12 protein-coding genes are annotated in these 14107 nt (G+C 37.8%); 6 read left to right on the forward strand and 6 right to left on the reverse strand.

Going from position 1 to position 14107, the window contains the following annotated elements; genetic code table 11:
• Positions 1 to 8 precede the first annotated feature (8 nt).
• The 6 genes from AC13EX_RS22970 to AC13EX_RS22995 all read left to right on the forward strand — a co-directional run bounded on the left by AC13EX_RS22970 (position 9) and on the right by AC13EX_RS22995 (position 5341).
• Positions 9 to 1190: an acetyl-CoA C-acyltransferase gene (locus AC13EX_RS22970; protein WP_048642304.1), complete on the forward strand. Its 1182-nt coding sequence runs from the start codon at positions 9 to 11 to the stop codon at positions 1188 to 1190.
• A 42-nt stretch (positions 1191 to 1232) separates the two neighbouring features.
• Entirely contained in the window at positions 1233 to 2027 is a 795-nt protein-coding gene (locus tag AC13EX_RS22975; RefSeq protein WP_482894503.1) for a toxin-antitoxin system YwqK family antitoxin, read from the forward strand.
• Between the two features lie 143 nt (positions 2028 to 2170).
• Positions 2171 to 3106, forward strand: coding sequence for a phosphoribosylaminoimidazolesuccinocarboxamide synthase (locus tag AC13EX_RS22980; protein ID WP_482894504.1), 936 nt, complete (start codon positions 2171 to 2173; stop codon positions 3104 to 3106).
• 123 nt (positions 3107 to 3229) lie between these two features.
• Positions 3230 to 3610, forward strand: a complete 381-nt coding sequence (locus tag AC13EX_RS22985; protein WP_048642301.1) for an STAS domain-containing protein — start codon at positions 3230 to 3232, stop codon at positions 3608 to 3610.
• A 13-nt stretch (positions 3611 to 3623) separates the two neighbouring features.
• Complete coding sequence (locus AC13EX_RS22990; protein WP_482894505.1) at positions 3624 to 4538, forward strand: ribonuclease Z; 915 nt, start codon at positions 3624 to 3626, stop codon at positions 4536 to 4538.
• A gap of 2 nt (positions 4539 to 4540) precedes the next feature.
• Positions 4541 to 5341, forward strand: coding sequence for a queuosine precursor transporter (locus tag AC13EX_RS22995; protein ID WP_048642299.1), 801 nt, complete (start codon positions 4541 to 4543; stop codon positions 5339 to 5341).
• A gap of 85 nt (positions 5342 to 5426) precedes the next feature.
• Here the strand turns inward: AC13EX_RS22995 and AC13EX_RS23000 are convergent, their stop codons facing one another.
• The 6 genes from AC13EX_RS23000 to AC13EX_RS23025 all read right to left on the reverse strand — a co-directional run bounded on the left by AC13EX_RS23000 (position 5427) and on the right by AC13EX_RS23025 (position 13380).
• Positions 5427 to 6416 (reverse strand): bile acid:sodium symporter family protein, encoded by a 990-nt coding sequence (locus tag AC13EX_RS23000; RefSeq protein WP_482894506.1) that lies wholly within the window; start codon positions 6414 to 6416, stop codon positions 5427 to 5429.
• Positions 6417 to 6467: 51 nt separating this feature from the next.
• On the reverse strand, positions 6468 to 7481 hold the full coding sequence (locus tag AC13EX_RS23005) for a zinc-binding alcohol dehydrogenase family protein (RefSeq protein ID WP_482894507.1): 1014 nt from the start codon (positions 7479 to 7481) through the stop codon (positions 6468 to 6470).
• A gap of 119 nt (positions 7482 to 7600) precedes the next feature.
• Positions 7601 to 9313 (reverse strand): sulfatase family protein, encoded by a 1713-nt coding sequence (locus AC13EX_RS23010; RefSeq protein WP_482894508.1) that lies wholly within the window; start codon positions 9311 to 9313, stop codon positions 7601 to 7603.
• On the reverse strand, positions 9303 to 10817 hold the full coding sequence (locus AC13EX_RS23015; protein WP_482894509.1) for a sulfatase family protein: 1515 nt from the start codon (positions 10815 to 10817) through the stop codon (positions 9303 to 9305). The genes AC13EX_RS23010 and AC13EX_RS23015 overlap by 11 nt, the downstream gene beginning before the upstream one ends.
• Before the next feature lie 193 nt (positions 10818 to 11010).
• On the reverse strand, positions 11011 to 11958 hold the full coding sequence (locus tag AC13EX_RS23020) for a ThuA domain-containing protein (protein WP_240477792.1): 948 nt from the start codon (positions 11956 to 11958) through the stop codon (positions 11011 to 11013).
• Positions 11959 to 12471: 513 nt separating this feature from the next.
• Positions 12472 to 13380, reverse strand: a complete 909-nt coding sequence (locus tag AC13EX_RS23025) for a hypothetical protein (RefSeq protein WP_482894510.1) — start codon at positions 13378 to 13380, stop codon at positions 12472 to 12474.
• Positions 13381 to 14107 lie beyond the last annotated feature (727 nt).

Below are 14107 nucleotides of genomic sequence, written 5' to 3' on the forward strand. Positions count from 1 at the left end.
CCCATAATATGAGAGAAGTATATATTATAGCCGCCACAAGAACTCCTATTGGTGGATTTGGGGGACAACTCTCTTCTCTCTCGGCCACCGAACTGGGAGGATTTGCCATTCGATCCGCCATAGAGAAATCTGGGATAACAGACCTTAGTTTAATCAGTGAGGTATTGATGGGAAACGTACTCTCCTCAAACTTAGGACAAGCACCCGCCAGACAAACGGCACTAAAAGCTGGTCTAAGCATTTCAACACCCTGCACGACAATTAACAAGGTATGTGCATCCGGCATGAAAGCAGTAATGCTAGGCGCTCAAGCCATAATGTGTGGGCAAGCTGAAATCGTAGTTGCCGGAGGGATGGAAAGCATGAGTAATGTCCCCTATTACCTTCCAAAGGCTCGTTTTGGCTATAAATATGGAGATGGAAACCTGGTAGATGGACTTCAAAAGGATGGCTTACACGAGGTTTATCACGATTTTCCTATGGGGAATTGCGCTGAAAACACAGCCAAAGAAATGAAGATAAGTCGTGAATCTCAGGATCAGTATGCCATAAAAAGCTATCAACTGGCCGCTGAAGCATGGAAAAAAGGCTTATTCGATAATGAAATATGCCCCATTCAGGTCAAAGGCAGAAGGGGTGAAAAGAACCTTATTTCAGAAGATGAGGATTTCAAAAAGGTCAATTTCGAAAAAATACCAACATTAAAACCTGTTTTTTTACTGGAAGGAACAGTTACTGCAGCCAACGCATCAAACATAAGTGATGGGGCCTCAGCGCTTATTTTAGCGGATAAAAAAACAGCCATGTCAATGAACTTACCGATAATCGGTAAAATACGTGGATTTTCTGATGCTGCCAGTGACCCATTATGGTTTACAACAGCGCCCTCCTTGGCTATTCCAAAAGCACTAAAAATTGCAGGAGTCAATTCAAGTGACATCGACTATTATGAAATCAATGAGGCCTTTGCAGCGGTGGCTCTAGCCAATCAAGAACTGTTGAGTATTCCTGAAAAAAAATTAAATGTTTATGGTGGAGCTGTGGCTTTGGGCCATCCACTTGGGTGCTCAGGTAGCAGAATCATAACAACTTTACTTTCCATTCTTCATCAAGAAAATGGAAACTTGGGAGTTGCTGGAATATGCAATGGTGGAGGCGGTGCATCTGCTATTGTCATAGAAAAAATGTAATCAGCAATAAAACGCTAGGCTTTTAAAGGAAAATGGCACCAAATGAAACTCTTCACTTTTGTATTCTTTCTACTTTTGCTTTACTCGGTCACTCCTGGATTTGCACAAGTTCACACCACTTATTATGATGCAGGTGAGACCATTATAAAAGAGAATTTTGAAACCTCAGAAGGAATGGCACATGGGGCCTATAAACTTTACAATACTTTAGGCCAATTGATTCAAGTAGGCCAATATGAAAATGGACAAAGGATGTCAGATTTTTATGACCTACACCCTATAACACAAGACACGCTTAAAATAACACCTTACTATAAAGATTTACCTCATGGTGAAGCCAAGTCTTATTATCCAAATGGGAGTCTCTCACAAATTGCTTCGTTTAAGAGCGGAGCTATTGAAGGTTTATTAGAAAGTTATTTTCCTTCCGGAAAACTTAAGAGCAGAACTGAGTTTTCAAATGGAAAACCAAATGGCTCCCATATCAGCTATTATGAAAATGGCGAAATTCATCAAAAACAAACTTTCAAGGACGGAACCTTAGATGGAATTCAGCAGGAATTCACTGAATCCGGACAATTGATAGAGGAAAGTAATTATAATAAAGGAAGTCTTGAAGGGCCTTTTATCACCTATTTCCCTAATGGATCGAAGGCCACTGAAATCAATTACAAAAACGGTATCAAGCATGGAGATTACTTAGGTTACCATGAAAATGGAACCATTGCCATAGAGGGGAAATACAACAGAGGATTAAAAAACGGCCGGTTTGTCACCAAAGACGAGTCTGGTGCAATCATAGGAGAAATGACTTACAAATCAGGAAAAAAAGAATAACAAACCTTACTTGGACAGGGTGAAACCCGCTAAACAAAGGTAGTTCTCAGCTAAGAATTTTCGGGATAGATTTTCAGGAAGATTGAAAAATTAGAACAAGCATCAGATTATTTTCTATTTTTGTGTTTAAAATCTAAGGCACAATGAACCAAGGTATAAAAAGCACACAATTCGAATTCCCAGGACAATTAGACTTTTACAAAGGAAAAGTAAGAGACGTCTATATATTTGATAAATTAATTGCTGTAGTTGCAACAGATCGCATATCAGCATTTGACGTAGTGCTACCAAAACCAATCCCTTTTAAAGGGCAGGTTCTTAACCAAATCGCGTCCTACTTTCTTGCCTCCACCGCTGATATTGTGCCTAACTGGGTCACCTCTACCCCTGATCCTAATGTCACCATTGGTAAAAGATGCGTTCCTTTTAAAGTGGAAATGGTAATAAGAGGCTACCTAGCTGGACATGCTTGGAGGGAATATAGGGATGGCAAAAGAAGTATTTGTGGTGTTGATCTTCCTGATGGTTTAAAAGATAACGATCCACTTCCAACACCAATCATCACTCCTACGACTAAGGCCGACCAAGGACATGACGAAGATATTTCAAGGGACAAAATCCTTAGTCAAGGTATTGTCAGTGAAAAAGATTATATCCAATTAGAAAAATACACCAAAGACCTATTCCAATCAGGCACTGAAATGGCCAAAAGCAAAGGGCTAATATTGGTGGATACCAAATATGAATTTGGGAAGTTTGGAGATCAGATTCTCCTTATTGATGAGATCCATACACCTGACTCTTCAAGGTACTTCTACCTAGAAGGCTATGAAAAGCGACAAAAAGCCGGTACTGTACAAAAGCAACTTTCCAAAGAGTTTGTCCGACAATGGCTTATAGAGAATGGATTTCAGGGAAAAGATGGACAAACTATTCCGGAAATGACACCTGAAATCATTGAATCGATATCAAAGAGATACATTGAGTTGTATGAACACATCACAGGGCATGATTTTCAGCCTGCAAAAAGTCAAGGTGCACGTGAAAGGATAGAAGAAGCTATACTTGCAAATATTTAAAAGAACCGAACATTTTGGCCGCATCAATTTTTAAGCTAATTTTAAATCGGTATCGAAAATAACCACCTATTTGGAACAAAAAATTTTCACTGATGTTCAAGATAGGTAAACACACTAAAAATAATGAAATACGCAGTAGATAAAAAAGAACAATTTGTTGTTTTTACCATAATGGAAGAAAAGCTTGATAGCTCACTCTCTCCCCAATTAAAATCTGAATTACTTACCGTTCATGCTGAAGGCTATAAAAATCTGATATTGGATATGGGAAGTGTGAAGTATGCCGATTCCAGTGGGCTAAGTGCCCTTTTGGTCGGGAATAGAACCTTTAATGAAGATGGAGGTGTCTTTGTATTGTCTTCTCTTCAGGAGCATGTTGTCAAATTATTAAAGATATCTATGCTGGATAAGGTCTTCAAAGTAGTGGATGATAATGAAGCAGCAGCAGAAGCTATTTTTATCCACGAAATAGAAAATGGCCCTGAGAAAGATGAAGAAGAATAACTGATAAAAGCCTTTGGATTTCAATATCACCATTCTGGGTTCAAATTCAGCCATTCCTGCGCATGGCCGTAACCAAACATCTCAATTGATTACCTGGGATGGTGAATCTTTTTTGATTGATTGTGGGGAATCTACTCAACAACAACTGAGAAAATTCAAGATAAAGTACTCCAAAATCAACCATATATTTATTTCCCACCTTCATGGAGACCACTATCTGGGATTGATGGGATTACTTAATACTTATAGCCTCAATAACAGAAAGCTCCCTCTTCATATTTATGGACCTAAGGGCCTTGATGAAATTATTACCATCCAGTTAAAGTACTCAGCCAACGTACTGAATTACCCATTAATTTTTCACGCAACTGTTCCACAAGGGAAAATAAAATTGGTGGATTTTCGAAATCTATCCATTTATTCCATCCCTTTGCAACATAGGATACCCTGCACAGGATTTATCTTTGAAGAAAATAAACCAAGGATACACCTGAATAAAGAGATGATGAGTAAACACCGACCTAGCGTTACGGATATTCACATCCTACAATCAGGCCAAGATGTAAAAGACAAGGCTGATAATGTGATTTATAAAGCCTCTGATTTTTGTGAAATTACCCCTCCTCGGAAATACAGCTACTGTTCGGACACAGCCTTTAATCTAGATTTGGTCCCTTTCATTAAAGAGACCGATTTACTCTATCATGAGTCTACCTTTATGGAGTCAGAAAGAAAGCGAGCCAAACAAACCAAACACAGTACCGCCAAGGAAGCAGCCCTAATTGCCAAAGCGGCTAATGTTAAAAACCTTCTACTGGGACACTATTCGAGCAGGTATGATAAGTTGGATCTACTCCTTAATGAGGCCAAAGAAATTTTTGAAGCCAGTTTATTGAGTGAAGAAGGGACCACCTACACTATTAAATAAATATGGACATTAGCGAAAAGGTTTACCAATCCAAGAAAACCAATCTATTTATCATCCTAGCCGGAATCTTTCTAACGAATGCAATCCTGGCAGAAATAATCGGCGTAAAGATCTTTTCAGGGGAAGGTACAATTGGAGTGGCACCTGCTAATTGGACTTTTTTTGGAGATTATATTTTAGATTTCAACCTAACTGCAGGGGCAGTAATATGGCCTGTTGTTTTTATCACTACTGATATTATCAATGAATATTTTGGCAAAAAGGGGGTACGGCAAATCAGTTTTATCACAGTAGCCCTAATTGCTTATGCATTTATTGTAATCTCCTTAGTCACAAAACTCCCTCCGGCTACTTTCTGGCTTGAAGTAAACGCCGAAGACAACACTGGCAACCCTTTCAATATAGATTATGCATTCAACACCATCTTTAGGCAGGGCCTTGGTATTATCATAGGTTCTCTTATTGCTTTTTTAATTGGTCAGCTTCTTGATGTATATATCTTCCAAAAATTAAGGCGCATTACTGGGTCCAAAATGATATGGCTTAGGGCTACCGGCTCTACTTTAGTTTCCCAATTCATTGACTCTTTCGTAGTACTGGGAATTGCTTTTTATGTTTTTGGGAATTGGTCAATTGAACAAATAATAGCGGTAGGGATAATTAATTACTTGTATAAATTCTCAGTGGCCATAGCTTTGACTCCACTACTTTACCTAGGTCATGGACTTATTGACCGTTATTTGGGCAAATCTTTTGCCGAAAGATTAACTGCCGAAGCTTCCGGAGATGAGTCTTTCACCTAATTAGAATTAAGCCCGTCTTACCATCATTGACAGCTAAATATTTAGGTGTTTACCTGCCCTAAAACAATGCCATTAACCCACAATATTATTTTAAGGTGTCTTTCCTTGAAAGTGCCAACCTTTCGGCCAATGCACTACCAAGAATCAGCTGTAAGGTGTGATAGAGCATCAGTGGAAGCAACACTACGCCGAAAATCACAGGGTCAGGAAACAAAATCTTCCCCATTACAGCCCCTTGAACCAATGATTTTTTGGACCCACAAAACAAAACAGTGACCCTATCCACCCTTTCAAAAGAAAGCCATCTGCCCAATAGGTACATTCCTCCAGCCATAAAACAAAATAATAGTAGCATCCAAAAGCCTAAACTCAGGATGTTTTGACCTTCGAACATATTTCCACCAAAAGATTGCGAGAAGGCAGAAAACACGATCAACAGGATTACAAGTTGGTCAAAGTTTTTAAGTAGTTTAAGGTACTTCTGCACCCAGTTGATTAACCAATTGTGTAGAAAAAAGCCAATGACTACAGGTATGAGAATTTGCTTTACAAGCTCCCACACAGTACTCAACAGCTCAAAACTTGCCTGTTCAGCACTTAGAAAAAGCCCCATCCATAATGGGGTGATTACGATACCGATTATACTTGAAATACTGGCATTAAATATAGCCGCAGGGAGGTTACCTCCTGCAATAGACACCATCACTACTGAGGAAGAGACAGTAGAAGGTAGGGCTGCCATATAAAAAGCGCCCAACCAAAATAAGTCTCCCTCTATTCCAAAAAAACCATAGAGTAATAAAATAAATAATGGGAAAATTATAAATGTAGTGCCTTGAATCAATAAGTGGAGCTTCCAGTTGGATAAGCCAATCTTTAAGGTAGAAGGACTAATCTTTATCCCATAAAAGAAAAAGATCAAAGAAACACCGTAGTAGGTTAACTTGTCAATAGTAAAATCACCTTTTAGTTCCCCCCATTCAGGAAACAGGTAGGCCAATAGAATAGTGAAAAGCAACAAAAAGAAAAATGTATTGATCCCAGCCCTCGCTAGTTTTGTTTTAATTGAAGCCATATTTTCAAATAGTGGGAATTAAGGTCCGGTCTCAAATCTGGAGTGATTTACCTAAAACATTATAACTGTTTTGCCAATTGATTTTCCAGACTCCTGCATCTCATGGGCTTTTTTAAAATTTTCCACTGAGAACCCTTTCAGCTCTGTTTTCAAGGTTGATTTCAAAATCCCTTTGTCCACCAAATCAGCAATCTCATTGAGAATTTCATGTTGTCTAATAATATCTTCTGTGGTGTACATGGAGCGTGTGAACATGAATTCCCAGGAAAAAGACACACTTTTATTTTTAAGCAACATCAGATTCAAGGGCTCATTGCTTCCAGTAATCGTTACGATATGACCCTGCGGTTTGATAATATCGTTTAGCGCTTCCCAGTACCCATTTATATCTACACAATCCAAAATATAATCTACCTCTTTGTGCCCAGTCCTTTCCATCTCAGATTGAAGGTCATGGTGATTTACAACAAAATCCGCCCCCATTGACTTGCACCAGTCTTGAGTTTCATCCCGTGAAGCGGTGGCAATCACTGTGAGTCCAGCAACCTGCTTTGCAATTTGTATCGCTATGGATCCAACCCCTCCAGCACCTGCAAGGATTAGAATTGACTTCCCCTTAGCTTTATTTGGATCTACCTTCATTCTGTCAAAAATAGCCTCCCAGGCTGTCAGTCCTGTCAACGGAATTGCTGCAGCCTCCTGTATACGCAAAGATTTTGGTTTGGTTCCTACAATTCGCTCATCAATCAATTGAAAAGCAGCATTGCTCCCACTTCTGGTAAGATCTCCTGCATAATACACTTCATCTCCTTCTTTAAAAAGGCCAACCTTCTCACCTACTGACACGACTGTTCCTACTGCATCATATCCGATAATCTTGGGTTCATCCAAGATGATATCTTTTGCAGCACTTTGTCTTACTTTAAAATCGACGGGATTCATAGATACAGCCCCAACCTTTACCAACAAATCAAAACCTGAAGGGCTTGGTTTGGCTGTTTCAAATTCAATAAAACTATCCTTTTCAGCTATGGGTAGCGATTTTCTGAATCCTATGGCTTTCATATTATTTCTTTACTTTTGTATATACAGTTCATATATAAGAACTTTTATAGCTTAAACCCGAAATATGCAATAGACATTCTATTACATAATCCGGGTAAAATGTTCTAATTCACATAGAACTAGTCATTCCAGTGCTCATCAATTACCTTTTGAATATGCGGGTAATTCTGATCAGTTTCATTTAGCTCCACCCTAGAACGCTTCAATTCCTCCTTCAATTGAGCAATCGTTTCCTTGTATTCAGGATCCGCATACCTATTATTCATTTCCTGAGGATCCTTTTCTAAGTCATAGAACTCCCATGCCACAGGGGTGTGCGTGGTGAAATCATTTCCCCAACTGCTCTTGTTCCATTCGGCTTCAGGCTTATCGGTGTCCACCCAGTATTTTCCGTAATAAAAAATCAATTTATACTGCTTGGTCCGTATACCGAAATGGGCAGGATTTCCATGCCTATGCGCCAAATGCATCCAATACCTGTAATAGCTAGACTTTGGCCAATCATCTGGCTCTTCGTTTGTTTCTAAAATGGCCTTAAAACTATTTCCCTGCATATAATCAGGCTTTGTTCCACCCGCAAGTTCAATTAAAGTAGGTGCAAAATCGGTATTGTTAATTATAGCATCAGTTCGAGTATTGGCCTCAATTTTTTCTGGAAACCTTATAAAGAAAGGCATCCTCAGAGACTCCTCGTACATCCAGCGTTTGTCTATATAGTCATGCTCTCCCAGCATAAACCCCTGGTCACTGGTGTAGACTATAATGGTGTTTTCTAGCAATCCATTTGTCTTTAAATAGGCCAGGAATCGCTTCATATTGTCATCAATACCTTTCACACATCTCAGGTATTTCTTAAGGTAACTTTGGTAAACCTCTGAAGTGTATTTTTTCTCTTCTTCATCCATTTCCCATTTAACCAATTCATTGGGCAAAATGTCTTCAGCGTTACGATAATTCTTATAATTCGGACCCTGCCAAATATTCATGGCTTGATTTCTTATCAGGTTTCTGTGGGAGACGGACGATCCTATATACCTAGTCAAACTATCCCTTTTTCCTCGTGTAGCGACTGAACCATTGTTTCCATTATCATAAAGGCTTTCAGGTTCAGGTATGAAAACATCCTCCAGATAATCTTCATACCTAGGGGCGTTTTCAAAATCATCGTGCGGAGCCTTAAAATGGTACATCAGAAAAAAGGGTTTATCTTCTACTCTTTCCTTTTCAAACCAATTGATTACCTGGTCTGTAATCACATCAGAAGAATGCCCCTCATATTGAACTTCGTTTAAAGGCCAAGCATCCATCCCTTGAATCCTGAAAACCGGATCAAAATAAGTACCTTGTTGATTAAGTACTTTATAATAATCGAAAGAAGCAGGCTCCTCTTTTAGATGCCATTTGCCTATAATGGCTGTTTGGTAGCCGAGTTTTTTTAATTCCATCGGTAAAAACTGCTTTTCCGGTGGAAGACTGCCTTCTAAATCTAAAACTCCATTGGTTTGAGCACGTTGACCTGTCAACACCGCAGCTCGACTAGGAACACAGATAGAATTGTTAACAAAACAGTTTTCAAAGAGCATGCCCGATTTGGCTAAACTATCCAAAGTGGGAGTTGGGTTGAGACCTGCCAACCGACTTCCATAAACACCGAATGCCTGACTAGTATGATCATCAGCCATTATATATATTATATTGGGCCGTTTGCCTTCATTTGCGACTTCATTGTTTTCCGAACTGCAGGAAAATAAGAGTAATAAAACCCACAATGATATGTTCAATGTAAAACAAGAAGGATAGTTATAATGGGATAGCAAACTTTTAAAAGACATAATCCATTTCATTTAATGTCAACTTATCATTTAATTGCCCCTGTTGTTTTTGGAGTGCTGCAAACAAACTTTTTCTCAACTCCATATATTGAGGCTGATCTGCTAAATCATTCATTTCTAAAGGATCATTTTCCATATCGAATAAAAGCAATTTCTTGGCATTTGGATAAACGGTTAGTTTAAAACCACCTTTTTTAATCATTCGCTGATTATTCAAATAAGCACCATATATATCCTCTCGAATCAAGTCCTTATCACCATTTATTAAAGCCAAAAGGCTTTCAAACTCAACGTAGTCAGGTTTATCTACCCCTGCGATTTCCAAAATTGTAGCCATGGCATCTTGTATATAAATGTCCTGATTTAGCTTTTTCCCTTTTGGTATACCTGGTCCTGATATAATAAAAGGAGCCCCCATACTATGATCGAACATCGTCTGTTTTCCCAATAACCCATGTTTCCCCATGGCAAGTCCATGATCTGCCGTAAAGATGATATAGGTATTTTCCCGAAAACCTTTCCTATCTAATTCTTCAAAGATTTCTCCAATTTGATGGTCCATATGAGAAATTATCGCATAATACTCTTGCAAATGTTTTTTGATCGCATAGGGAGTTCGTGGAAAAGGAGCCAAAGCTTCATCTCTAAGTTCAGGCCCATTACCTATGGCTTCTTTATAGGGATAAACAGGTAGAAAGCTCTTTGGAACTTTTATATCATCTAATACATACAAATCCAAAAAACTACCTGGAGATTGCCGGGGGTCATGTACAGCATTAAAGGCCAAATACATGAAAAATGGGTTATCCTTTTTTGCTGCACTTCCTAGGAAAGATTTGGCATCGTCTCTCAGCACCTCACTCCAATGCGTACCACCTTCCCAAAAACCTCCTAGAGAGCGATCAGTTGGCGACCAGTTATCATTTTCTCCAACAAGTGGTCTGTTATAGCCTTTGGGCATGATTGTCCCTAGATCACCTTCTATTTTCTTTATTGAGTCAAATTTCGCTCCCATATTGCTTCCAGCCCATGTATCCTTGGGCATTCCTCCCCGAATATTAACCGTATGGTCAAATATATCAGAAGCAGGAACATCTACATGCCACTTGCCAGTCATATAGGTTTCATATCCGGACTTTTTAAGAAGTTGAGGTAAAGTCAAACTTGTGTTTTCACCTTTTCTCCACTCTTCCTTTATAGCAAAGGCATTCCAAACGCTTCTACCTGAAATCATCATACTTCTGGAAGCTGTACATACTGCACCAGACCAACTCCCCATATTGTATGCTTTGGTAAAAGAAGTGCCCTCAGAAATTAATTTGTCCAGATTGGGTGTATGCACATCATTTTTTTCGAGCTCATCCAAAACTGTAAAGGTCATGTCATCGGCAAAAACAAATAAGATGTTTGGTTTTTGCACATCATCCTCATGTTGAATTTTATCTGGTGCACAACTGAGCAAGTTCATGCTTAGCAAGAACATACAGAAATTGGAAATTCTCATTTTTCTAATGGTTATTGTGAACGGATTTATCGTTAATTAAAAGGAGTTATTTATTCTCCTTCCAATCTTCATTGCATTTAATACACCTTTTTCGTGCCCCCTAAAATAAAGATCTCCGAAATTTCTGCATCAATTTTAGAGTTCCCTTAAAACGTAGGCAGCATAAGCTCTTCTACATTTATCAATAGAAACCTTAATTAAAAGTAAAAGGTCTCGATTTGGATTCATCCTTAGTAGGGAAATCTTTCGGGATTGGTAAGGTCACTTTTCCTGTGGCTGCCCATTCTACTCCTCTAGTAAATGAACTAATAAAGCCAACTCCCTCAAGAGACCCCTGATCATGCCCCAAAGTGGTATGAAAAACCCTTCCTTTTCCATAATCAATCACCATTAACACAGGTTCATGCCTTCCATCTCTATTTTTATTAGTCAAATCTTCTCCTGTGGCTAAGATGGTCATATTTTCCGCAGGTCCTCTTAATCGGGCATAGCATTCGTCTTTTGCAGACACCCAGGTATCTGGCATTCCCGCTGTGATAGGATGTTTTTCGGTCCGAATATGAATGGTAAAGTTGTTTTTTGCTCCATGCGAACCCGCAGATCCAGGACTATTGTCCTTTACTAATTTTCCTTCTGCATTATAATAAACATAGGGTCCATCCTTTTCATTGCGGCCTCCCCAGCCACCAATTCCTATCATCTGGTTGTATGCCAACCATTCCGGAAAAGAATTATCTGCTGCGTGAACACTTACAAACCCACCCCCCGATTGAACAAATTGTTCAAAATTTCTCATCGTTTCTACCGGCCATGGGGCAGCTTTCCAACCAAAATTAGAAACGATTACATCATACGCCTTAAAATCTGGACTAAAATCCGGGTCTGTCTTTGGTTCTTTCAAATCTTCCGTTTCTCCCACATCTGCCAAGCTCAAAAAACTACTGTTCTCTTCACCATTCCAAGTATATTTGGTCCGTTGAATCTTCACTTCAAAAAGTCCTGTTTCTTCCAACTGGCTTTTCATCATTAAGCTAGTTTTAGGCCAATCTGAATGGTTATTTTGCCCATCTATGATAAGAACCTTTATCTTGTCCTTTGCTATAGTTGCATGAGCGTACTGTGACATTATGGTCAATGCCATTATTAATAAAGATTTTAAAAACATAACTACAAACGATTTTTTTAGCTTAAATACCGACTACTCTAGCAGGATACAGTATCTGTAAAATGACTTTTATTGTAACACAGGGTTTTTCACTATCCTGAAAAGGAATCCAATTTACTAATCTAAAAATTATTTAATAAATAACAGTGACTTTAAGGAAAAGGATTAATTATTCTGAACCATAATTCATTGAAATTCAAAACACCAAAAAATATTCAGAATAGCTTGTTTAACCCGGATTATGCAATAGACATTCTATTACATAATCCGGGTTAAACAAAACTATTTAATGAAATCATTTGTGAATTAATATTTCACAGGCTGTCTTCCTCTTACTAAATTTACCATGAGAATAGATAAAAAATACCCTCTTACCTGCTTGCATTCAAAGGTTTTTGTCTGAAAATTAAACTGTTAATTGGGTTTTAACAATATTACGCCTAAGCTTTACTGCATAATTTAGGCTTGTACTTTCCTGGAAAGCTGATGCTAATGGCTAGAAATTACCGCATTCAATTTATCAACATCATCTTTTAATTTTAAAAGTTCCTGAATTTGCTTTTCCTGATGTAAAATATAGAGTGTAAGCTCTTCTATTTTTTCCAGCAATTTTGTATTCATTTCACCTAAATCAATCCCTTCATCCTTTACCCTACTTTCATCAGGAATACCAGGTAAATGTCCATTTTCGGCAATAAATAATTCGAGTTGCCCAAGATCCATTAAGGGGTAGCCCTCCTCAAAAACATGGTCTGCCCAATTCCTCATCGTAATGTTTACTTCTTCTGCCTGAACCTTACCCCTAACTAAAACTCCGCCGCTATTGAATTCCGCCTGCAAATTATTATTAGAATACCCCCTTATTATCCAGCTCACACTAGTACCATCATTTCCATATTGACGAAGGTATTGACCATAATTATTGGAATTAATCTCTGTATAATTAGCATGGGTTCCCAAGAATTTCCCTGAACCCACCACAGTCAATTTATGACTAATATCACCAGTGCCTACCCCTGCTCCTTTATCCGAAATTGAAAAAACTGGAGTAGTTGATCCGCCATAATAAAAATTACTTCCACCTTGATCATACCAAACCTGATTATAAGCTCTTGAACCACCTCCCCATTTCCTATACCTGGTTTTTAATCCAAAATCATTTACACCTATAGCAACCCCTCGTTTGTCAGCATCTTTTCCCTGAATAAATTGGGCAAACTCTTCCCCCCTAATCTCTAAAAGACCTCTTAATCTTGTTTGCCCAACAACATCCAACTTTACTTTTGGATCAGTAGTCCCAATACCAATATTACCATCTGATCCAATTTTGTTACCTGTGGATTGACTCATCCCATATCCACTAATCAGCACTAACAGAAATACTAAAGAACACCTCATATTAAAATCAACTTAGATTAACATAAAATATTTCATATAAAAAATATTGCCCATCAATTAAAAAAACACTATTAATTGAAAAATACAATATGAATATATAAAATTATTTAAAAATTTCCTAAACTATTTAACCTAATATACCGCAACTGTTCAAAGACTAAACAAAAGTAATGTCATTATATTACAACTAAAAACCAACCATCCTACATCTACAAGCATGTTAAATTCTCTAAAACCCAAACCATCCACAAACCCATTTTTAACTATTAAAATAATTTTCTCCTCATGGTAAATAAAGAAAATTTGAAATTACCCTTCCTACAACTTCAACACCCTTCGATTAAATACTAAACCAACAACTAAGTTAACCCCTAGCAATTCAAACCTTTATGATTTACAATTATGGAATATGCATGAAATGATATGAATAAAATATTGACTTATAATTACCTCATTAATTTTATATATTAAAAAAATACTGAGAAACATTACTATATTATATCATCTAGTAAATCCTTTTAGACTCACTCCGTAAGCATACAACAATTGATTATAAGCTAAATTTTACAACAGCATATATTCTTGAGTAAATCGATAATTAATCGTTTAAATTTAGGATTACCAGCTTGATTCTTTACATGTTTATCTTCTTTTTTAAAACTTGGAGTAAAAAAACCAAGAGAAATGAGACTATTTAAAACGAAATATTTTACTATTTTAATTTGCA

Source organism: Cyclobacterium sp. L-R, assembly GCF_056859355.1.

Bases quoted from the DNA above. Each gene is read 5' to 3' on its own strand.
- AC13EX_RS22970 (WP_048642304.1), top strand. From the start codon at position 9: ATGAGAGAAGTATATATTATAGCCGCCACAAGAACTCCTATTGGTGGA.
- AC13EX_RS22975 (WP_482894503.1), top strand. From the start codon at position 1,233: ATGAAACTCTTCACTTTTGTATTCTTTCTACTTTTGCTTTACTCGGTC.
- AC13EX_RS22980 (WP_482894504.1), top strand. From the start codon at position 2,171: ATGAACCAAGGTATAAAAAGCACACAATTCGAATTCCCAGGACAATTA.
- AC13EX_RS22985 (WP_048642301.1), top strand. From the start codon at position 3,230: ATGAAATACGCAGTAGATAAAAAAGAACAATTTGTTGTTTTTACCATA.
- AC13EX_RS22995 (WP_048642299.1), top strand. From the start codon at position 4,541: ATGGACATTAGCGAAAAGGTTTACCAATCCAAGAAAACCAATCTATTT.
- AC13EX_RS23000 (WP_482894506.1), bottom strand. From the start codon at position 6,416: ATGGCTTCAATTAAAACAAAACTAGCGAGGGCTGGGATCAATACATTT.
- AC13EX_RS23005 (WP_482894507.1), bottom strand. From the start codon at position 7,481: ATGAAAGCCATAGGATTCAGAAAATCGCTACCCATAGCTGAAAAGGAT.
- AC13EX_RS23010 (WP_482894508.1), bottom strand. From the start codon at position 9,313: ATGTCTTTTAAAAGTTTGCTATCCCATTATAACTATCCTTCTTGTTTT.
- AC13EX_RS23015 (WP_482894509.1), bottom strand. From the start codon at position 10,817: ATGAGAATTTCCAATTTCTGTATGTTCTTGCTAAGCATGAACTTGCTC.
- AC13EX_RS23020 (WP_240477792.1), bottom strand. From the start codon at position 11,958: ATGGCATTGACCATAATGTCACAGTACGCTCATGCAACTATAGCAAAG.
- AC13EX_RS23025 (WP_482894510.1), bottom strand. From the start codon at position 13,380: ATGAGGTGTTCTTTAGTATTTCTGTTAGTGCTGATTAGTGGATATGGG.